15 protein-coding genes are annotated in these 20,878 nt (G+C 69.6%); 7 read left to right on the top strand and 8 right to left on the bottom strand.

From position 1 onward, the window contains the following. Positions 1-18: 18 nt before the first annotated feature. The 4 genes from ACGFNP_RS05695 to ACGFNP_RS05680 are packed head-to-tail and all read right to left on the bottom strand — an operon-like array spanning position 19 to position 5,225. Complete coding sequence (locus ACGFNP_RS05695) at positions 19-2,079, bottom strand: glycoside hydrolase family 2 protein (RefSeq protein WP_393315206.1); 2,061 nt, start codon at positions 2,077-2,079, stop codon at positions 19-21. Positions 2,080-2,110: 31 nt separating this feature from the next. Continuing rightward, positions 2,111-2,953 (bottom strand): carbohydrate ABC transporter permease, encoded by an 843-nt coding sequence (locus ACGFNP_RS05690; RefSeq protein WP_393315203.1) that lies wholly within the window; start codon positions 2,951-2,953, stop codon positions 2,111-2,113. Next, complete coding sequence (locus ACGFNP_RS05685; protein WP_393315200.1) at positions 2,950-3,864, bottom strand: carbohydrate ABC transporter permease; 915 nt, start codon at positions 3,862-3,864, stop codon at positions 2,950-2,952. Before ACGFNP_RS05685 ends, ACGFNP_RS05690 begins: the two co-directional genes overlap by 4 nt. Continuing rightward, positions 3,864-5,225 carry an ABC transporter substrate-binding protein gene (locus tag ACGFNP_RS05680; protein WP_393315197.1) on the bottom strand — a complete coding sequence of 454 codons (1,362 nt, stop codon included), beginning with the start codon at positions 5,223-5,225 and terminating at the stop codon, positions 3,864-3,866. Before ACGFNP_RS05680 ends, ACGFNP_RS05685 begins: the two co-directional genes overlap by 1 nt. A gap of 129 nt (positions 5,226-5,354) precedes the next feature. On the opposite strand from ACGFNP_RS05680, the gene ACGFNP_RS05675 reads away from it, so the two are divergent. Both ACGFNP_RS05675 and ACGFNP_RS05670 read left to right on the top strand, forming a co-directional pair. Further along, the gene (locus ACGFNP_RS05675) at positions 5,355-6,365 is read left to right on the top strand and encodes a LacI family DNA-binding transcriptional regulator (RefSeq protein ID WP_358326980.1); all 1,011 of its coding nucleotides are present in this window, start codon (positions 5,355-5,357) and stop codon (positions 6,363-6,365) included. Positions 6,366-7,061: 696 nt separating this feature from the next. Next, positions 7,062-8,390, top strand: coding sequence for an MFS transporter (locus ACGFNP_RS05670; RefSeq protein WP_393315194.1), 1,329 nt, complete (start codon positions 7,062-7,064; stop codon positions 8,388-8,390). Between the two features lie 16 nt (positions 8,391-8,406). Here ACGFNP_RS05670 and ACGFNP_RS05665 read toward each other — a convergent pair whose 3' ends face one another. Then, positions 8,407-8,976: a carboxymuconolactone decarboxylase family protein gene (locus ACGFNP_RS05665; protein ID WP_393315191.1), complete on the bottom strand. Its 570-nt coding sequence runs from the start codon at positions 8,974-8,976 to the stop codon at positions 8,407-8,409. Between the two features lie 79 nt (positions 8,977-9,055). Here ACGFNP_RS05665 and ACGFNP_RS05660 point away from each other — a divergent pair, with 79 nt between their 5' ends. Both ACGFNP_RS05660 and ACGFNP_RS05655 read left to right on the top strand, forming a co-directional pair. Next, the gene (locus ACGFNP_RS05660; protein ID WP_393315188.1) at positions 9,056-9,415 is read left to right on the top strand and encodes a winged helix-turn-helix transcriptional regulator; all 360 of its coding nucleotides are present in this window, start codon (positions 9,056-9,058) and stop codon (positions 9,413-9,415) included. Positions 9,416-9,721: 306 nt separating this feature from the next. Beyond that, positions 9,722-11,206 carry an RCC1 domain-containing protein gene (locus tag ACGFNP_RS05655; protein ID WP_393315185.1) on the top strand — a complete coding sequence of 495 codons (1,485 nt, stop codon included), beginning with the start codon at positions 9,722-9,724 and terminating at the stop codon, positions 11,204-11,206. A 178-nt stretch (positions 11,207-11,384) separates the two neighbouring features. Here the strand turns inward: ACGFNP_RS05655 and ACGFNP_RS05650 are convergent, their stop codons facing one another. Beyond that, a complete protein-coding gene (locus ACGFNP_RS05650; RefSeq protein WP_393315182.1) occupies positions 11,385-12,302 on the bottom strand; it encodes a UTP--glucose-1-phosphate uridylyltransferase in 918 nt (305 codons plus the stop codon). 203 nt (positions 12,303-12,505) lie between these two features. Here ACGFNP_RS05650 and ACGFNP_RS05645 point away from each other — a divergent pair, with 203 nt between their 5' ends. After that, entirely contained in the window at positions 12,506-15,679 is a 3,174-nt protein-coding gene (locus ACGFNP_RS05645; RefSeq protein WP_393315179.1) for a S8 family serine peptidase, read from the top strand. A gap of 164 nt (positions 15,680-15,843) precedes the next feature. Here ACGFNP_RS05645 and ACGFNP_RS05640 read toward each other — a convergent pair whose 3' ends face one another. Further along, positions 15,844-16,902 carry an FAD-dependent monooxygenase gene (locus tag ACGFNP_RS05640; protein ID WP_393315176.1) on the bottom strand — a complete coding sequence of 353 codons (1,059 nt, stop codon included), beginning with the start codon at positions 16,900-16,902 and terminating at the stop codon, positions 15,844-15,846. A gap of 85 nt (positions 16,903-16,987) precedes the next feature. On the opposite strand from ACGFNP_RS05640, the gene ACGFNP_RS05635 reads away from it, so the two are divergent. Both ACGFNP_RS05635 and ACGFNP_RS05630 read left to right on the top strand, forming a co-directional pair. Continuing rightward, positions 16,988-17,479 carry a TetR/AcrR family transcriptional regulator gene (locus tag ACGFNP_RS05635; protein ID WP_393315173.1) on the top strand — a complete coding sequence of 164 codons (492 nt, stop codon included), beginning with the start codon at positions 16,988-16,990 and terminating at the stop codon, positions 17,477-17,479. Positions 17,480-17,489: 10 nt separating this feature from the next. Then, positions 17,490-17,666 carry a hypothetical protein gene (locus ACGFNP_RS05630; RefSeq protein WP_393315171.1) on the top strand — a complete coding sequence of 59 codons (177 nt, stop codon included), beginning with the start codon at positions 17,490-17,492 and terminating at the stop codon, positions 17,664-17,666. Here ACGFNP_RS05630 and ACGFNP_RS05625 read toward each other — a convergent pair. Beyond that, positions 17,651-20,794 (bottom strand): S8 family serine peptidase, encoded by a 3,144-nt coding sequence (locus ACGFNP_RS05625; RefSeq protein ID WP_393315168.1) that lies wholly within the window; start codon positions 20,792-20,794, stop codon positions 17,651-17,653. The genes ACGFNP_RS05630 and ACGFNP_RS05625 overlap by 16 nt on opposite strands. Between the last annotated feature and the right edge of the window lie 84 nt (positions 20,795-20,878).

Raw genomic sequence — 20,878 nt, 5'->3', positions numbered from 1 at the left:
GAATCTCACCGGGACGTTTCAGGGGCGGGCGCGCGGGTCGTCGCCGATGACCGGGGCGGTGTGGGTGTCCACGTCCACGGCCGAGCGGGCCAGGACGGCGCCGCCGGACACCAGGGCGAGGTGCAGGCGGCCGCTGGTCCACCCGTCGGGCAGTTCGGCGTGGACCTCGGCGGGCTCGCCGAGCAGGAACGGCTTGGCCTCGGCCGGCGCCCCGGCCGTCCCCGGCCCCACGGGAGCGGGCCCGAAGACGGGGGACCAGGCGGTGTGCAGGTGACCGCTGACGGGCTCCGTGCCGTGGTGGGAGATCCGGACCGGGACCGTGACCCGCCCGGTGTCGCTGAGCAGGTCGCGGCCGGGGGCGACGGGCACCACGTCCAGGACGAGCGTCGTCGTCGCGTTGACGTGCGCCGGATCCACCCCGGCCAGGTCCTTGGCCCGGCGCTCGAAGTCCAGCAGCCCGGCCGACTCGTGCTCGATGTCGTACAGCTCGGTGTAGACGTACCCGGCCAGCCGGTCGTGGCGGCGCATCTCCTGGGTCTGCCAGCGCAGTTGCCAGCCCCGCTCCACGGAGGTGAAGCCGGTCCCGTACTCGCTGTTGAGGTTGGGCAGGCCGCGCAGCGGCTGCGCCGGCGTCCCCGCCAGCTTCTTACGGACCACGAAGTCGGGGCCGAGCGGCACGGGGAAGTCGTCCTGCCCGCCGTCGAGCAGCGCGGCGATCGTCCTGCCCCAGGAGGCGGCGGACTCGTCGTAGTAGTGCCAGTCGAGCAGGTCCGTCTTCACGTGCGCCCAGCCGGAGTTGTCGACCGCGGGCCGCGACGGGTCGAGGGCCTTGAGCAGGTCGTACGCGCGGGCGACGGCTTCCTGCTTGGCCGGGTCGCCGGGGATGTCCCAGTCCAGGCCCCACTCCTCGTTGTACAGGCCCCAGATGACGATCGCGGGGGAGTTGCCGTCGCGCTCGGCCATCGGGGCGATCTGCGCCTCGAAGGCGGCGACCGACTCCGCCGAGAACCGGCCCGTGGCGGCGGGCTCGGCCCAGACCAGCATGCCGAGCGTGTCGGCGTGGTGGACGAAGCGCGGGTCCTCCAGCTTGAGATGCTTGCGCACCAGGTTGTAGCCGGCCGCGGCGGCCAGCTCGATGTCGTGGCGCAACGCGGCGTCGTCGGGCGCGGTGATGCCGGTACGCGGCCAGTAGCCCTGGTCGAGCACGCCGCGTACGAACAGGCGGCGGCCGTTGAGATACAGGTCCTCGCCGGACACCTCGATCCGGCGCAGCCCGGTGTAGCCGGTGACACGGTCGATGCCGTCGGCCGATACCAGCTCGGCGTCCACGTAGTAGAGGTGCGGGTCGTCCGGCGACCACAGCCGGGGCTCGGCGACCGGCACTACGGCCCTCGCGACGCCCCCGTCGGCCTGCGGCCCGGCGGCGGTGGAGACCGTCGTGTCCACCGTCGTTCCGGTGCCGCGCAGGGTCAGCCGGAGCGTGGCCGGAGCCGGTCCCTCGACGCGGGCCTCGACGGCGATGCCGTCCAGCCCCTCGGCCGGGCGCAGCTTCAGCGCGGCCAGGTAGGTCGCGGGCCGGGCCTCCAGCCAGACGCTCTGCCAGATGCCTGACGACGGGGTGAAGCACACGCCGTCGAAGTCGTCGCGCGGCACGCTGCGCTGCTTGCCGTGCGCGATCTCCCGCTTGTCAGCGGGGGAGGAGACCCGGACCACGATCTCCTGCTCGCCGTCGCGCAGCGCGTCGGTGATGTCCGCCTCGAACGGCGTGTAGCCGCCCACGTGCCGGGCCACCTCGGTGCCGTTGACCCAGACGGTGGCCTCGTGGTGCACGGCCCCGAAGTGGAGGACGATCCGCTGCCCCGACCATCCGGCGGGTACGGCGACCCGGCGGCGGTACCAGGCCACCGGCAGCCAGTGGGCCTCGATGCCGGACGCCGGGGTCTCCCAGGCGAACGGCACGGTGATGCTCCGGTCCCAGTCCTCGTCGGCGTCGGCCCGGAAGTCCCAGTCGCCGTTCAGGCTCGACCAGGTGTGCGACCGGTCGAAGTGGGGCCGGGGGTATTCCGCACGCGGCGTCATGGTGCTCCGATCATGAGTGAGAGGTGTCCGGTCAGCCCTTGACGCTGCCGGCGAGGATTCCGCTGATGAAGTGGCGCTGCAGCAGGATGAAGATCACCAGGAGCGGCAGCATGGCGATGCTGCCGGCGGCGAGCAGCTCACCCCAGACGGTGGCGAAGTCAGCGCCGACGCGATTGCCGGTGACGTTCTGCGCCAGGGTCGACAGCACCACCTGAAGGGTCTGGTGCTCGGTGTCGTTGACGGCGACGACCGGCCAGACGAAGTCGTTGTAGATGTTCATGGTGGTCAGCACGGCCAGCGCGGCCAGGCCGGGCCGGATCACCGGGATGACGACCCGATAGAAGACCCCGAACTCGCTCGCGCCGTCCACCCGGCCGGCATCCAGCAGTTCGTCCGGGATGGCGGCGATGACCTGGCGCATCCAGAAGATGCTGAACGCGTCGACGCTGCCCGGCAGGATCAGCGCCTGGTAGGTGTTGACCCAGCCAAGCGCGCTCATCTCCAGCAGCAGCGGGATGATCAGCACCAGGGTGGGCAGCATCAGCGTGAGCAGCACCACCCCGAACAGCGCGTTCTTGCCGGGGAAGGTGTACTTGGCGAAGGCGTACCCGGCCAGCGGGCAGAACACCATCGTCATCGCGCCCTTGACCGCCAGCACCAGCGTGGTGTTCACGAAGCCGGTGCCGATCGGCACGTCGGCGAACATCGCCCGGTAGTTGTCCAGCGTCACGGCGCCCACCGACAGCGGGCTGGTGATGATCTCGGCGGCCGGCTTGAGCGAGGAGCTGAGCGCCCACCAGATCGGGTACAGGAACGCGATGGCGAGCAGCACGAGCACCGCGTACTGCACCGGGCCGGGCCTGGCCTGCTTCATGAAACCTCGTCTTTCGGGCGCAGCAGCCGGACCGCGCCCAGCGACAGGCCGAACACGAGCAGCACCAGCAGGAAGGAGTTGGCGGCACCGGTGCCCAGGTCGGATGCCGAGATGTGGTCATACAGGTAGAGGCCGGCCGTGGTAGTGGAGCCGTACGGGCCGCCTTCGGTGACCACGTACGGCTCGGCGAACATCTGGAACACCGCCAGCGTCTGCACGACCACCAGGAAGGCGATGCTCCGCCGGACCAGCGGGACGGTCAGCGACCAGAACTGCCGCCACCGCGAGGCGCCGTCGATCGAGGCGGCCTCGTACACGGCGCCTGGCACGGCCTGCAGCCCGGCGAGCAGGATGATGATCGCGAATCCGGTGGTCTTCCACAGGAACAGCAGCGCGAGCGTCGGCTTGGCCCACGCGGTGGCGGTCAGCCAGCCGACGGCGGGCAGACCCACCAGGCCGAGCACGTGGTTGACCAGCCCGTAGTCCTCGTCGAACACCACGATCCACACCTGCGCCATGGCCACCAGCGGGGTCACGAACGGCGCGATGAACGCCACCCGGAACAACCCGCGCAGCCGCAGCCGCGCGTTGGCCAGCAGCACCGCCGCGCCCAGCCCGGCGACCACCTGGATCGGCACGATCAGCAGCCACATCACCGCGCTGTTGCCGAGCGAGGCCCAGAAGTCGGGGTTGGTCAGCAGGTAGACGTAGTTGCCCACGCCGACCCAGGTGGCCTCGCCGGCGCCGCGCCAGCGGGTGAAGCTGAGCCGCAGCGCGTAGACCAGCGGATAGACGCCGAAGGCCGCGAAGACCGCGAAGAACGGGGCGATGAACAGGTACGGCGACAGCCGGGGCGGGCGCCGGGAGCCGATGGCGGCCCGCCTGGCCGTCGTGGCGGTGAGTTCCGCCATCAGGAGCGGTCGATCAGGTTGCGCTGGATCTTCTTGGCCGACTCGGCGATCACGTCGTCGGGGGACATCTTCCCCTCGATCAGGCGCTGGGTGTTGTCGCCGAGGTAGTCGACGGACTGGGCCCACCACACGGGGATCGGCGCGGCGGCCGGGATGGTGGCGGCGGCCTCGACGGCGACCTTCCACAGGTCCTGGCCGCCGAGCGCGTCGATCGGCTTGAACAGCGGCTTGTCCGGCTTCAGCGCCGGGGTGAAGGAGGGCACGGAGGTGGACAGGCCGCCGGGGTAGATGCTGTTGGGGCCGTACACGGCCGTGCAGCCGGGCTCGGTGAAGCACAGGAACTCGTACAGCAGCCAGGCCAGCTCCGGGTTCTTCGCCTTGGCGGGGATGACGAAGCTGCTGCCGCCCATGGCGCCGCTGCGGGCGCCGCCGGGCGTCCACGCGGGCAGCGGCGCGGCCCGCCACTTGCCCTTGGTGGCCTTGAGGAGTTGCTGCGGCGCGAATGACCACCAGATCGCCCACGGGACGAACACCTGCTGCCCGCTGTCGAGGGTGTTGATGTCGGCCGCTTCCAGGTAGGGCGCGTGGGTGACCAGCCCGCCCTTGACCGCGTCCTGGATCCAGCCCAGAGTGCGCCGGTACTCGGCCGACTCCAGCCGCAGCTTGCCCTGCGCGTCGGTGAGGCTCGTGCCCTGCTGGTTGGCCAGCATCTCCAGCCAGAGCTGGCTGAGGAACGGGTTCTTGTCCAGGTGGATGGGCCTGGTCTTCGGGTCCTTCTCCTTGATCGTCCGGGCGGCGGTCAGCAGGTCGTCGTAGGTGCCGATCCCGGCCGGGTCGACCCCGGCGTCCTGGAGGATGTCCTCGCGGTACCAGAGCAACCCGGGGTCCAGATCCCACGGCACGCCGTAGATCTTGCCGCCGACGGTGTTGACGGACAGCTTGTACGGCGCGATCTTGTCGCGGTGCGGGGAGATCAGGTCGGTCAGGTCGTACAGGTGCTCGGACTGGCCGCCGATCTTGGCGTCGTCCCAGAAGCTGCCGTCCGGCACGTCGGTGCCGCTGATCAGGGTGTTGGCCAGCTTGGCGTCGATGTCGACGGCCTGGTGGTTCACCTTGACCCCGGGATAGGCCTCGCGGAACTTCCCGATCGCCGCGTCGAACACCTTGTACAGGTCTCCGGACCGGTTCCAGATGGTGATCTCGCCCTTGGCGGACGTGGACGCGGTCGTGGTCGGCTTGGCCAGCTTGCTCGGCGCCGCGCTGGTGCCGCCGCCGGGAGCGCAGGCGCCGGCCGCGGCCAGCGCGCCAATCCCGAGCGCTCCCTTGAGGAAGCCGCGGCGGGCCATGGCGGGTGTGGACATCTCTAACTCCTCCGGCGGGGGTACGGCACAGCATCGGGTAAATGCTCTGCAACGATGCAGACATCATGCATACTCCTCTGCAACGATGCAAGTGTGAGTTATGATCGATAACGCCAACCGAGGAGGAACATGGCCGGCCCAACGCTGCGCGACGTCGCCAAACGGGCGAATGTCTCGATCCGCACGGTGTCCAACGTGGTCAACGGCTACGCGCCGGTCTCTGATGAGTTGCGGGCCCGGGTGCAGGTCGTGCTGGACGAGCTGGGCTACCGCCCCAACCTCATCGCCCGCAACCTCAAGCAGGGGCGTACCGGGATGATCGCCCTGGTCGTCCCCGAGCTGGACGTCCCCTACTTCGCCGAGCTGGTGCGCGAGGTGATCACCGCGGCCCGCGCGCACGGCTACGTGGTGATGGTCGACCAGACCGACGGCGACGCCGAGCGGGAGCGGGAGCTGCTGGCCCGCGACTCGCGGGCGACGATGTTCGACGGCCTCCTGCTGAGCCCGCTGGCCATCTCCGCCGAGGACCTGCGCGGGCGGGGCAACCGGGTCCCGATCGTGCTCCTCGGCGAGCACATCTTCAACGGCAGCTTCCACCACGTCGCCATCGACAACGTCGCCGCCGCCCGCGAGGCCACCGCGCACCTGCTGGAGCAGGGCCGCCGCCGCGTCGCCGCGATCGGCGACCAGCCGTACGCCACCGGCGAGACCGCCCAGCTCCGCACGTCGGGCTACCGCCAGGCCCACGCCCGCCTGGGACTGGACGTGGACGAGCGGCTCATCGTCCCGACCCCCCGCTTCCACCGGCGCCTGGGCCTGGAGGCGATGGAGCACCTGCTCGCGCTGCCCGACCCGCCCGACGCCGTGTTCTGCTACAACGACCTGCTCGCTCTGGGCGCGATGCGGGCACTGACCAGGGCCGGCCGCCGGATCCCTGACGACGTCGCGGTGATCGGCATCGACGACATCGAGGAGGGCCAGTACAGCACGCCCAGCCTCACCACGATCGCCCCGGACAAGGCGGAGATCGCCCGCAGAGCGGTGGACATCCTCCTCCAGTCGATCAACGGCACGGCCACCACCCCGTCGGAGACCGTCGTCCCGCACCGCCTCATCGTCCGGGAGAGCACCGCGACCTGACCGACCCCTCCTTCACGTGCCTGTATTCACGGCGTAAAGCCCGGCTGGGGGATACCCGGCCTGGGTCTCGGCATGGGCCCAGGTGGTAAAAATCCAGGTCAGAAGCCCTCTTGGGGGGCAGGATGGGGGCATCCGATGGGTTGTAGCCGTGGAGAGCGGGGTCAGTAACCATCCCCGCTGACACCAGAAATTCCACGGAGACCATTGTGTCTATTCTGCGCTATCTCGGCATGACCCGCCCGCCGGTGCCTATGCCTCCGGATATCTTCTCAGGCGGCAGCTCTGGTGCGGAACTTGCGCGCCGTCGTCGCCGTCACCGCCACTGATTCAAGGCTCAACCCAGAAAGACGCTCGGCGGGGAGACCTCGCCGAGCGTTTCGCTGCAATGGCATCGATCTTCGGCCGGCCGGTGGCCTCCGAGATCAGTTCGCGCTCAGCGTCGCGTTCAGACGCCGGCTTGGTACCACCCCAAGCCAATATCGGGCCGCCACCTCGTCGGACCAGCGCAGCAGTTGATGATCTCGGCGCGTTAACCCGCACCCGAGGCTGCTGCTAGCGTGTGCTCGTGCCGAAGACAGACAAGGTGCGCCGTCGCTGAGAGCGACGGCGCAAAACCCCCGTTCTCGCCGTCGCTCCTGACCCTTGGCCAGGAGCGCCTTCGTGGCGCTCGGATGTCCCTTGTTCCGGAGCGCACCCATGTTCGCCTTGTCTTCTCGTCAACGTCGGCGGGTCCTTGTCGCCGACCTCATCTCCACCGCGGTGTTCCCCCTCGCCATCACCGGCGCGACAGCGGCTGTCCCCGCTGCGGCCGCGCAGTTGCCCGGTGCGGATGCCCTGGGTCCGTGGATCGTCCTGGCCTACAACGGGCTCTTCGCCGCGGCTCTGCTGCTGGCGGGGGCGATGGCGGATCGTAGCGCCCGCACCCGGTTCTTCGCCGTCGGCAACATCGTCGTCGCGGCCACCGGGGTCTTGTCCGCCTTCGCCACGGACCTGTCGTCTCTGGTGGCCCTGCGCGCGGTCGGCGGTGTCGGGGCGGCCATGTGCGCCGCCGGTGGGTCGTCGATGGTCTTGGCCGTGTACCCGCCTTCGGAGCGGCGCCGGGTGTACGGCTACGCGGGCGCCGTGCTGGGCAGCAGCCTGGCGCTGGGACCGATCGTCGCCCAGGCCCTCATGGCCGTCGGAGGCTGGCCCCTCGTCTTCGTCGTGCCAGGGGTTGTGGCCGCCATCGCGGCCTTGGTCACGCTCGGGCTTCCGGATCTTCGCAGCCCCGAGGTGTCCGATGACTTCGATCTTGCCGGCGCCGTCCTGTTCGGGGTGACCATCGCCGCCGTGGTGACCGCACTCGGGCTTGGCCTCGGGCCCGGCGTCCCGTGGTGGGCGCCGGGTGGACTCGTCCTGGTCGCGGCCATCAGCGCCACCGGGCTTATCCGCGTGGAGCGGCGCGCGGCTGATCCCGCGATCCCCGTGGACTTGTTGCGGATCCCCGCCTATCGCGCGTACGCCGTGGCGACGGGTGCCTTCATGGGGATGCTCGTGGTGGGATTGACCGTGCTCCCGCAGCTCGGCGCCGTCCAGAACATGGGTCCGGGCGAGGCGGCGATCATGCTCAGTCTGCTGACCGTGCCATCGACGGTTCTTCCGCTTCTCGCCGCTCGGCTCGCGCGTCGGCTGGCACGGCAACTGGTGGCAACCGGCCTGTTCTCCTGCGCCGTCATCGCCGTCGCCCTCCAGGTGACCGACCATCCTGCCGCCCTTCTCGTCGCGGCCGGGGTCATCGGGCTGTGTCTTGGGCTGACCGAAGGCGTCCCGGACGGGCAGGCGCTCACCTATGTGCCCTCCCAGCGCGGAGGGGCGGGCGCCGCACTGTTCAGTACGACGCGGATGAGCCTGGAAACACTCACCCTGGCCGCTGCCACCGGGGTGATGGCGGCTCTCGGCCCTTCCTCCGGGATGGCAGTCGCTGGAGCCGTGTGCCTCACCGCCGCCCTCATCGTTCAGCAAGCCGTCCCCTCCCGCGACACATAGTCCCGCGATGCACCTCTCAGCTCGCGGGAGCGAAGTCGGCGAACCTTGGGGTGTTCGGCTCGTGGGGCACGCGTGCCGCGGTGGCGGCGAAGCTGATCGCGTGATACCAGCCGCAGAGCAGGAGGAGATCGAGGAGCTGGCCGTCGTCCATGACCTCCGCGAGCCGGGCCCACAGCGCGTCGTCGATGTCGCAGGTGGCGTGCAGGGCGTCGACGGCCTCGATCAGCAGGCGTTCCCGCGGGGACTCCCAGCACGGATCGTCGGGCGTCCCGTGCGTCACCGAGACGATCTGCGCGGTGGTCAGCCCGACCCGCTCGGCGAACATCGCCACATGGACGCCCCATTCGTACTCGCAGCGGCACCGCGCACACGTACGGGCGATCGTGATCTCCCGCTCCCGCATGGTCAGTGTCAGCTGACGTCCCAGCTCGTAACGGCCCCATCCCTGCATCGCACCGGTCATCGGAAGATTACGCACGAACATCCTGAACAGCCCGATCGGCGGAACACCCGTCGGCATCATGCTCTCCAGCTGCGCCCCGACCTCGGGCTCGTACGGCGGTTCCACAAGCGCTATGCGCGACATCCACCCTCCTGAGGTGTTTCGGAAATCGAAACGGTCGCCTCGATGCTAATGTTTCGAAAAACGAAACACAAGGAGGGGCATGTCCACGAATCGGACTCCACTTCCTGGCCGGCCTGTCCGCGGCTCCACGACCGGTCGGCCGTTGATGGCCGCCATGGACCTGCTGAGCCGTCGCTGGGCTCTGCGGATCATCTGGGAGTTGCGAGACGGCCCGCTCGGCGCGCGCCCTCTGCTCGCACGCTGCGAAGGCCTGTCCTCCAGCGTCCTGTACCAGCGCCTCGACGAACTGACGACCGCCGATCTGGTCGCCCCCAGCGAGGCCGGCTACACGCTGACCGTCGTGGGGATGTCCCTCAGCCCCGCCCTCCAGGAGCTCAACGTCTGGGCCGACACCTGGGCCGAGGCCATCCATGCACGCTCACCCGAACAGCCCCACTGAGCCGACTCCAGATCGGGTCGAGCACCGGCGACCTCGGCTGCGGGCGAGAGGCATTGCCGGAATGCGCAGCGATGTCACGGGGTGGAACGTGCTGTCACGCCCTTAGAGCACGGGGCCGTCCGGCTCCGGCCGCGTTGAGCGCGGTTCGGCGCGCCCAGCCGTCCGGGAGACGGATGAATCCGGCTGGACGTCGACACCTCGTGCGGTGCGATCCTTTCGAAAGAGAACATCACGATGTTCAGCTCACGATCATGTGGGGAGGCGCCGGTTCGGGACGGGGCGGCCCGCTCCCAGCGCCGACGGCCGGTGTCCACCCTTGTGGCTCTGGCGTTGGCCGCCGCCTCGGCGACGACGATGGTGGCGGCCGCAACGCCGGCGCTCGCCGATCCCACCGACCAGATCCTCACCGTCGCCTGGGGCCACAACGAACAAGGCCAGCTCGGCGACGGCACCACCCAGCAAGCCAACACCCCGGTCACCGTGGCCGGGCAGATCGCCTTCACCAAGGTCGAGGCCGGCACCTCCCACACCCTGGCCATCGCCGCCGACAGCACCATCTGGTCGTGGGGCACCAACGGTTTCGGCGGGCTGGGCGACGGCACCACCACCCCCAGCCGCACCCCTGTGCACGTGCCAGGACTGACGGACATCATCGACGTCTCCGCGGGCGCGGGCAGCAGCTTCGCCATCGACTCCAGCGGCAGACTGTGGGCCTGGGGCTTCAACGGCTCGGGATTCGGCAACCTGGGCCTGGGCGACAACGTGCCCGCGACCAACCCCGTACCCAAGCAGGTTCTCGGCCTGCCGCCCATGGCCGATGTCGAGACCAGCCAGCGCTCGGTCGTGGCGCGTGACGTCAATGGCGAGGTGTGGACCTGGGGCAGCAACAGTGACGGCCAACTGGGCAACGGAACGGTCGGCGGCTTCCGCGCCACTCCGGCCAAGCTGGCGGGCCTGACCACCATCATCGACGTCGCCGCCGCCGACTTCGACGGCCTGGCCCTGCGCGCCGATGGCACGGTGTTCGGCTGGGGCGACAACGGCGTCAGCCAACTGGGCCCTGGCGGCCCCGGCGACCGCCCCACCCCGGGATTCACCGCCGGCATCGCCGGCCTGACCCAGATCGGCATCGGCTCAGGCAACGTCAGCGCGCTACGCAACGACGGAACGGTGTGGAGCTGGGGCATCAACAGCCGCGGCGAGCTGGGCATCGGCACCATCTCCACCCCGGTCTATCCCCCTGTGGCCACCGCCGTCAGCGGCGCCACCCAACTCGCGGTCGGCGCGGTGAACGGCTACGCGCGCCGCGGCGACGGCACGGTGCTGGCTTGGGGCGACAACACCCTGGGCGGCTTGGGCACCGGATCGACCGCGCCCAACAACCCCAACCCCAGCCCCGTCTTCGGGGTGAGCCACGCCACCTATCTCGGCTCGGGCGCGACCGCCCTGCACGCGCTGGCGATCCAGGCGATCCCCACCGACTTCTCCATCACCCTCGACCCCAAGCTCGGTTCGGTCCAACCGGGCGGCTCGACCACCACCGTGGTTTCCCTCATCCCGTCGAAGGGCTTCACCTCCACCGCGGCGGTCAGCGTCACCAACCTGCCGCCCGGGGTCACCGCCACCTTGTCCGCCCCGAAGGTGAGCGAGGACCACCCGGTCACCATCACGCTGCACACCTCGATCAGGACCCCGCGCGGCCAATTCCGCATCCTGATCACCGCGGCGGCCGACTCGATCACCAAGGCGGCGCCGTACACCCTCACCATCGGCAACATCACCACATCCTGAGCACCCTGGCCTGGAGCTTGCTCTCCAGGCCAGGTGGTCAGGCGTCGAGATGAACGATTGGGTGCCGTCAAGGGCCGACCTGCGCGCCGCCGGACGTGCTCTCGCGATGGATCATCGCGGCCACGGGTTTTCCGGCTCCAGGTGCAAGCGTTCGACAGGACAGGACAGGAGTGGCGTATCAGGTGCCGGTGCCGGGGCGGTTGTTGTCGCCGAGCTCGTGGGCGAGCCGGCGCAGGAGCGGCCCGTACTCGGGGTGGGCCAGGGCGGAGGCGAACTGGGCGGTGAGGTAGTCCGCTGGGTTGCCGGTGTCGTACCAGCGGCCGGAGATGACCTGCCCGTATACGACGTGGCCGGCGGCGTAGGCGTTGATGGCATCGGTCAGGTACACCTCGCCGGTACGGTGCTCATACCAGCGGTTGGTCTGCTCGCGCAGCTCGTCGATGATGGCGGGGGTGACGACGTAGCCGCCGATGGCGGCGTACGCGGAGGGCGCGTCGGCGGGTTTGGGCTTCTCGACCAAACCGGTGATCCGCAGCAGGCCGTCCTCGAGGTTCTCTTTGACCACGGGCACGCCGTAGCGCGCGGAGTCCTTCCTGTCGATGGGCATCAGGGCCAGCACCGGGCAGCCGGTCGCCTCGTAGGCGCGGATCAGCTGCTGGGCGCGGGGCACCTCGGCCACGAACACATCGTCGGGCCACAGGACGAGCATCGGCTCATCGCCGATGCCGTGCGCGGCGTTCAAGACCGGGGTGCCGTTGCCGTACGGGCCGTGCTGGTCGAGGTAGGTGATGTGGCCTTGCCGGGAAAGCTCGGCGACCTCCTCCACCGCGTCGGCGTAGGCGGTCTTGCCGTCGGCGCGCAGCTGCTGCACCAGCGCGGGGTTGGGCCGGAAGTGGTCCTGGATCAGGGACTTCCCGCCGGACACGACGATGGTGATGTCCGTGATGCCAGATGCGACCAGTTCGCGGACGGTGTGCTCGATCACCGGCTTGTCGCCGACCGGCAGCATCTCCTTGGGGATGGCCTTGGTCAGCGGCAGGAGGCGGGAGCCGAGTCCGGCGGCGGGGATCACTGCCCTGCGGATCGTCGGGCGCATCAGGTCTCTTTCTGTTGAGCGGCACACCGCGCCGACCAGCACGGCATGGTCCGACGCTAGCAAGGCTCCTCGGCGCGCAGTCGCTGTTCGTACTTGCGCGCGTTCATGCTCAGACACCGCCAAATGTGCGACTGGGAAGACGAATGCGGTCTTCGGCGAATACAGGAGAGGAAGATCACTCTCCTACGTCAATGAGGTAGATCGTGACTTTAGGCAAGTCGCTCATCGCCGCTCTCGCGGCGGGAGCCATCAGCGCCACACCGGCGTCGGCCTTGCAGGCCGCGCCTCAGCAGGACAACGGGGTGACTCTGATCACCGGTGATCGGGTGGTGGTCACCGGGCGGGGGCACCTGGTGAAGCCCGGGCCCGGCAGGCAGGTGGATTTCTCGAGTCAGGTGCTCGGAGGCCACCTGTACGTGATTCCCGCCGACGCCACGCCGCTGATCGCCCAGGGTGTGCTGGACCGGCGGCTGTTCGACGTCACCCAGCTCCTGGCCTGGAAGTACGGCGACGCCGACACCCCCGACATCCCGGTCATCTCTCAGGCGATCGCCGGGCAGGCCATCGCGCCGCAGGGCGCCCAACGGGTCCGGCAGTTATCCGGTCTCGGGATGAGCGCGGCCCGCGTGCCAAAGGCGAACGCCGCCCAGACCTGGAAAGACCTGACCGGCGGCGGCACCCGCGCCCTGGCCGCCGGACGCACCAAGCTATGGCTGGACGGCCGCAGATCGTTCTCGCTGGATGAGAGCGTCAAGCAGATCGGCGCCCCGCAAGCATGGCAGCAGGGCATGACCGGCAAGGGCGTCACCGTCGCGGTCCTCGACTCCGGTTACGACGCCGGCCACCCCGACCTGAAGGACGCGGTCGCGCAGGAGCGCAACTTCAGCGACGACCCCGACATCCGCGACACCCTCGGCCACGGCACCCATGTCGCCTCGATCGTCGCAGGCCGGGATGAGAAGTACCGGGGCGTGGCGCCGGAGGCGACGCTGGCCATCGGGAAGGTGGGCACCGCCTCGGGCCCGACCGATTCGGCCATCCTCGCCGGCATGGAGTGGGCGGCCGTCGAGGTCAAGGCCAAGGTCGTCAACATGAGCTTCGGCGACACGGACGGCCCCGATCTGGACCCGCTGGAGCAGGCGGTCAACACGCTGTCGGAGCAGACCGGCACGCTGTTCGTCGTGTCGGCGGGAAACGGCGGCGCTGACAGCAAGGTGAGCAGCCCCGGTAGCGCTGAGGCGGCGCTGACCGTGGGCGCGGTGGACAAGAAGGGCCTGCTGGCCGAGTTCTCCAGCCCGGGGCCGCGAGTGAGCGACCACGCGATCAAACCCGAGGTGACCGCACCGGGCGTGAACATTGTTGCCGCGGCCGCCGCGGGCACCGCCAGTGGCCTCCACCGGGCGCTCAGCGGCACCTCGATGGCCAGCCCGCATGTGGCTGGGGCGGCGGCCATCCTGGCGCAGCGCCATCCGGACTGGACGGGCGCGCAGCTCAAGGCCGCACTGATCGGCAGCGCCGCGCCCGCCCAGGGCGTCCCGCTTTACCGGCAGGGCGCCGGGCTGATCGACCTGGTACGCGCGCTGAAGCAGCAGGTCGTGGCCGCGCAGGGCAACGTATGGGCGGCCTTCCCCTGGAACGCTTCCGGCGAGCGGGTGGCCACCAAGACGATCACGTACGCCAACGCGGGCGACACCCCGGTCACCCTGAACCTGTCAGCGCAGGGCGAGGCACTGAAACTGCCGGCCGATCAGGTCACGGTCCCGGCCAAGGGCGAGGCCTCGGTCACGCTCACCATCGACGCCACCGGCAAGGCCCCGGGCGACTACCCGGGAACCGTCACCGCCAAAGCAGGCGACACAGTGATCCGCACGCTCGCCGGCGCCTACGTCGAGCCCGAGTCCTACGACGTCACCCTCACCGTCATCGGCAAGCAGGGCCGGCCGATCAACCCCAGGGACAGCCAGATCTACGACGCGAAGACCGGCACCATCCACCAGCCGGCCTTCCGGAACGGTGTGGCCAAGGTACGACTGCCCGAGGGCGATTGGAACGTCTACACCGAGACCTTGGAGAAGATCGACGGGAACTGGTTCACGACGATCGCCGACCCCGTGCTGAAGATCGACGGCGGCGACCAGCAGCTGACGGTGGACGCGCGCCAGGGCAAGGCGGCCAAGATCACGCTTGACGATCCGAGCGCCGAACTTCAGCGCGGTTACGCCCTCGGGCTGACCCACGGCGCGTGGAACTCCTGGTGGTGGACAAATGGCAACGTCAACACCGAATTCTTCGTCGTTCCCAGCCACCGGCCAGGTCTGACGTACGGTCTGGAGACCACGTGGCTCAGCAAGGACACTTCCCCCAGCCCGTACGTCTACCAACTCGTCGACCATCGCACCGACGGCTTCCCCGAAGATCCTGCTTACAACGTCAGGCAGAAGGACCTGGCGAAGGTCACCGCGACCTACAGGGCCTCAGGAGTGGCGGCTACGGGTGCGCCGCTGAGCGGCCTGCGCGACCCTGATTTCCCCGGCGCGACACTGACGCCGTTCGTCGGCGACATCGCCCTGCCCGGCACGCTCATCTACTACCGCACCCCCGGGCTGACCTTCGAGAGCGGGCTCGAGGTCGGCACCTCGCTGATGTTCGACGGCGGCCGGCTCGCCAAGCGCGGCCAGACCAGCGAGGTCTGGAACACCGCGGTCACCGGGCCGTCGTTCCTGCTGCCGGGCGGTAACCGTACCGGCGACAAGCTGACCTTCTCCGGAGTGGGGCTGTTCTCCGACGGGGGAGCGAGCAAGACGGGGTCGGACACCGCCGCCACCGGCGGAGCCACCCTCGCCAAGGACGGGCAGGTGCTGGCCACCGCCGACCTCGCCGGCTGCTGGATCTACGAGCCGGAAGGGTGTGAGCTGCGCGCCGACCTTCCCTCCGGGCGCGGCTCGTACACGCTGACCGCGTCGATGCGCAGGCAGGTCCAGCACTCGGCGCTGTCCACCGGCGTGGAGTCCGTGTGGACGTTCCCATCCGCGACCACCGCCAAGGAGCAGCCGCTGCCGTTGACCGCGGTCCGCTACAGCCCCGAGGGTCTGGACACCTCGAACCGTGCCAAGCCGGGCAGCGTGACCCGCGTGCCCGTCCGGATCGAACGCAACCCCGGCTCCGCGAAGGCGGAGGCGAAGTCGATCCGGCTGGAGATGTCCACCGACGACGGCGCGAACTGGCGCAAGATCCCGGTCGTCCGCACCGGCTCGGGCTGGACCGCCACGGTGCCGAACCCGGCTACGGCCGGATTCGTCTCACTCCGCGCGGTGGTGACCGACACGGCGGGCGTCGGGGTGACCCAGACGATCACCCGCGCCTACGCCGTCGGCTGACCGGCGACGACACCACCCGGGCCCGGCCCTTCACCGGCCGGGCCCGGGAACCCGGCCCGTTTCTCGCGGACAATGCTCGCCGCGCTGGGGCCTTGATGGGCGTACACCATGTCCGTGGGCGTGACCTCCAGCATCGGCGGCGTAGCAGGTGGTGAGCCTGCGAGCTACACTCCACCGCCGAACATTTTCGCGGTCTGCCGGCCTGTCGCCTGGTTCTCCGCGACGTAGGGCCGCAGTTCCGCCTCGTACGTGGCAAACGCGGTCGCATGGTCGCCGCCCGCCGAGGCCAGGTTTCGGGCGAGGGTACGCGCGCCGATCAGCGCCTGGGAGGTGCCCATGCCGCTGGTCGGCGCCGCACAGTACCCCGCGTCGCCGACCAGCGTGATCCGGCCGCGTGACCAGTGGTCCAGGTGGACCTGGCAGGTCGAGGAGAAGTAGTAGTCGTCCGCTTCGCTCATCGCCTCCAGCAGCCTGGGCGTCTCCCAGCCGTGCCCGGCGAAGGCGGCGCGCACCGCCTTCTCCTGCTCGTCCCGGCCGCATCGGTCCAGCGCGGGTGAGGCGGTGGCGAAGGAGAGGCTGACCGTGAGCCGCTCAGCCGCGCCGAGGCTGAACAGGTAGATTGCCGTGTCCGGGGTCTGCCGCAGCAGTCCGTTGCGGCTCAGGCCGAGGTAGTTGGCGGTGCTGAAGCCGACGCCGGAAAGACCCAGGTGCCGCAGCGCGTCGGCGTGCGGGCCGAAGGCCAGCTGCCGAACCTTCGAGTACACGCCGTCGGCTCCGATCACCAGGTCGAACTCGCCGGCGGCGCCGCGCTCGAACTCGACCGTCACGCCGGACTCGTGCTGGGTCAGCGCGCTGATCGAGTTGTCGAACACGTACTTCACGCCGTCGGCGGTGATCCGGTGCAGGATCCGGGTCAGGTCCTGCTTCGGCACCTCCAGTTCGCCGGCGAACGCCTCCGCGGGCAGTCGCCCGGTCTCCACGCCCCGCTCGTCCACCAGGACGGTGCCGCTCATCTTCGTGTCGTGCCCGCGAAGCTCGGCGAGGATGCCCATCTCCTCCAGCACGTCGAGCGCCTCGCCGCGGAAGTCCACCGCGTAGCCGCTGTCGCGAAGCTCCCGCGCGCGTTCGACCACGGTCACGTCGTACTTGTCGCGGTGCAGAAAGTAGGCCAGGGCGGGTCCCGCCACGCTCGCGCCCGAGATCAGAACTTTCGTCTTGGTCATGGGTACGACCGTAGCCATTTCTTGTCCATTTGGTCAAACCATATGGATAGACCGTTTGGTCAAGCACTCCGATATGCTGCTCTGCATGGGAAACCGAGAGGATCTGCTGGCCGGCGCCAAGCGGTGCCTGATCGAACGCGGCTGGGCTCACACGACCGTCCGGGACATCGCCTCGGCCGCCGGAGTCAGCCATGCCGCCATCGGCTATCACTTCGGCTCCAAGGACGCCCTGCTCACCCAAGCCCTGGTGGAAGCGGTCGACGAGCTCGGCGATGAACTCGCCCGGCGCACCCCGTCCGACGAGCCGGACCAGCGCTGGCAGGCGCTGATCGACAGCTTCACCACTCATCGGGCGTTGTGGGTGGCCCAACTCGAGGCCGTCGTGCAGGCCGAGCGGTCACCGGAGGTACGCGAACACCTCGCCAAAGGGCAGCGCGAGGCACGCGAGGGACTCGGCGGCTCGGTACCGCTCGCCTTGCTGACAGGCCTGATGCTGCAGTGGCTGGTGGACCCGGACCATGCGCCCAGCGGCGCGGATGTGATCGCCGAGCTTCGATCACTCGCCACCGAACTCTGACAGCGGAGCGGTGGACGTCCTCCTCTCATCGATCAACGGCGCCTGCTCCAGCTTCGGCAAGCACGCCGTACCGGCCCCCGCCAAGTACGGCGTGCGCATCCACCGGAAGGTCGGATGGGCGGGTTCCCAGGCCCGGCCGGTGAGGGCAGGACCTGGGGGTGTGGTCGCCGGTCAGCCGACGGCGTAGGCGCGGGTGATCGTCTGGGTCACCCCGTTGCCGGCGCTGTCGGTGACCACCGCGCGCAGGGAGACGAACCCGGCCGTACGGGGGTTCGGCACCCCGGCGGTCCAGCCCGACTCGGTGCGGGTGACCGGGACGGACCGCCAGCTCTTGCCGTCGTCGGCGGACATCTCCAGCCGGATCGACTTCGCCTCCGCCTTCGCGGCGCCGGGATTGCGCTCAACCCACAGAGGCATGCTGGTCACGCTGCCCGGCTTGGCGCGGTTCGAGGTGTCCAGGCCCTGCGGGCTGTAACGGATCGCGGTCAACGGCAGCGGCTGCTCCTTGGCGGTGGTCGCGGACGGGAACGTCCAGGCCGTGCTCACCTCCGTGGAGAGCGTGGCCTGCCGACGCATCGATGCCGTCAGCGTGTAGGACCCGGACCCGGCGGGCAGGTCGGCGCGCAACTCGCACCCTTCCGGCTCGTAGACCGCGCAGTTGGCGAGGTCGGCGGTGGCCAGCACCTGCCCGTCCTTGGCGAGGGTGGCAGTGCCGGTGGCGCCGGTGTCGAACCCCGATCTACCAGGCTGCCCGTCGGCGAACAGTCCCGCCGCGGAGAAGGTCAGCTTGTCACCGGTACGGTTACCGCCCGGCAGCAGGAACGACGGCCCGATGACCGCGGCGTTCCAGACTTCGCGGGTTTCGCCGCGCTTGGCGAGCCGGCCGACGTCGAAGATCAGCGAGGTGCCGACCTCGAGCCCACTCTGGTAGGTCATCCCGGGGGTGCGGTAGTGGATGAGCGTGCCGGGCAGGGGGATATTTTCGACCAGCGCTGTCAACGAGCTGGCAGAGGCGTTGTCGCTCCCCAGCGAGACCATCGCCGAGCCCGTCGCCGTCGCTCCCAGCGCTCGGTAGGTTGTGGTGACCTTCGCGAGATCCTGCTGCTTGGCGCGATAGGTGGGATCGTCGGGAATGCCGCCGGTGCGGTGGTCGACGATGCTGTAGACGTACGGGCTGGGCGAGATGTCCTTGCTGAGCCAAACAGTCTCCAGTGTGTAGTCCAGACCCGGCAGACGGATGGGAACGACGAAGAGCTCGCTGTTGGCGTCTCCGTTGGTCGACGCCGAGTCGTTCCAAGCCCCATGCGTCAGCTCGAAGGTGTAACCGCTCTGGAGCGCGGCGCTCGGGTCGTCGAGAGCGACCTTGGCCTGCTTGCCCTGGCGCGCGTCCACCGTCACTCGCCGGCCACCGCCGTCGACCTTGAACGGGGAGACGGCGACCGTCCTGATCCGCTTTCCGTCGACCGTCTCCGCGATCTTGGCGAAGAGGTTCCAGTCGCCCTTGGGCAGCCGTACCGTGGCAGATCCGTCGGCGAACAACAGGTCATACTTCTTCCCGGTCTTCGCGTCGTAGATCTCGCTCATCCAGGGATCGACCGGCTGGCCCTGCTTGCCGATGACGGTGAGGGTGACGTCGTAGGACTCGGGCTCGACGTAGGCGCCGGCGAGCGTGCGGATCACTGTGTCGCCTGCTTTGGCGGTGACGGTTCCCGGGTAGTCGCCCGGGGCCTTGCCGGTGGCGTCGATGGTGAGCGTGACCGAGGCCTCGCCCTTGGCCGGGACCGTGACCTGATCGGCCGGCAGTTTCAGTGCCTCGCCCTGCGCTGACAGGTTCAGGGTGACCGGGGTGTCGCCCGCGTTGGCGTACGTGATCGTCTTGGTGGCCACCCGCTCGCCGGAAGCGTTCCAGGGGAAGGCCGCCCATACGTTGCCCTGCGCGGCCACGACCTGCTGCTTCAGCGCGCGTACCAGGTCGATCAGCCCGGCTCCCTGCTGATAGAGCGTCGGGCCCTGGGCGGGCGCGGCGCTGCCGATCAGTGCGGCCTTGAGCTGCGCGCCCGTCCAGTCCGGATGGCGCTGCGCCAGGATCGCCGCCGCCCCGGCCACATGCGGGCTGGCCATCGAGGTGCCGCTCTTCGATACGTAGCCGCCCCCGATGGCTGCCGCCGTGATGGCCACACCGGGCGCGGTCACCTCGGGTTTGATCGCGTGGTCGCCCACGCGCGGCCCCGCACTGGAGTCCGGCGCCATCACGCGCTGCTTGTCCACCGAGCCCACGGCCAGAGCCGCGTCCGCACTGGCGGGGCTGTACATCGACTGCTCGCGGCCGTCGTTTCCGGCCCCCGCGACGAACAGCGTGCCGGTCTGCTCCGACAGCGTGTTGACCGCCTGCTCCACCAGGTCCAGCTCGGGGGTGTCCGGAGCGCCGAAGCTCATGTTGACGACCTTGGCCTTGACCTCGGCGGACGCCCACTCCATGCCGGCGATGATGTCCGACTCGATGAGCCCCGCGGCGGTGCCCACCTTCCCGATGGCCAGCGTCGCCTCCGGTGCCACGCCTCGGTACTTCTCATCCCGGCCCGCCACGATCGAGGCCACATGGGTGCCGTGCCCCTTCGAGTCGCGGATGTCGGGGTCTTTGGTGAAGTTGCGCTCCTGCGCCACCGCGTCCTTCAGGTCCGGGTGGTCGGGGTCGTAACCGCCGTCGAGCACCGCGACCGTGACGCCCTTGCCGGTCATGCCCTGCTGCCACGCCTGCGGGGCGCCGATCAGCTTGACGCTCTCATCCAGCAGGTACGTTCTGCGGCCGTCCAGCCATAGCTTGGTGCGTCCGGCGGCCAGGGCGCGGGTGCCGCCGCCGGTCAGGTCTTTCCAGGTCTGGGCGGCGTTCGCCTTTGGCACGCGGGCCGCGCTCATGCCGAGACCGGATAACTGCCGGACGCGCTGAGCGCCCTGCGGTGCGATGGCCTGCCCGGAGATCGCTTGAGAGATCACGGGAATGTCGGGGGTGTCGGCGTCGCCGTACTTCCAGGCCAGGAGCTGGGTGACGTCGAACAGCCGCCGGTCCAGCACACCCTGGGCGATCAGCGGCGTGGCGTCGGCGGGAATCACGTACAGGTGGCCTCCGAGCACCTGACTCGTGAAATCCACCTGCCTGCCGGGACCGGGCTTCACCAGGTGCCCCCGCCCGGTGACCACCACCCGATCACCGGTGATCAGAGTCACCCCGTCCCCCTGGGGAGGCGAGGCCGGCGCCGGTGTGGCACTGATGGCCCCCGCCGCGAGAGCGGCGATGAGCGACTTGCCTAAAGTCACGAGCTACCTCATAGACGTAGGAGAGCGATCTTCCTCTCCTGTATTCGCCGAAGGCCGCATTCGGGTTCATGGGCGCCGTTTGCA

Origin of the sequence: Nonomuraea sp. NPDC049269 (assembly GCF_043197155.1) — a bacterium.
In the GTDB taxonomy this organism is placed as follows: domain Bacteria; phylum Actinomycetota; class Actinomycetes; order Streptosporangiales; family Streptosporangiaceae; genus Nonomuraea.
The sequence above is the reverse complement of the archived record's forward strand: the minus strand, read 5'-3'. Positions and strand labels throughout refer to the sequence as shown.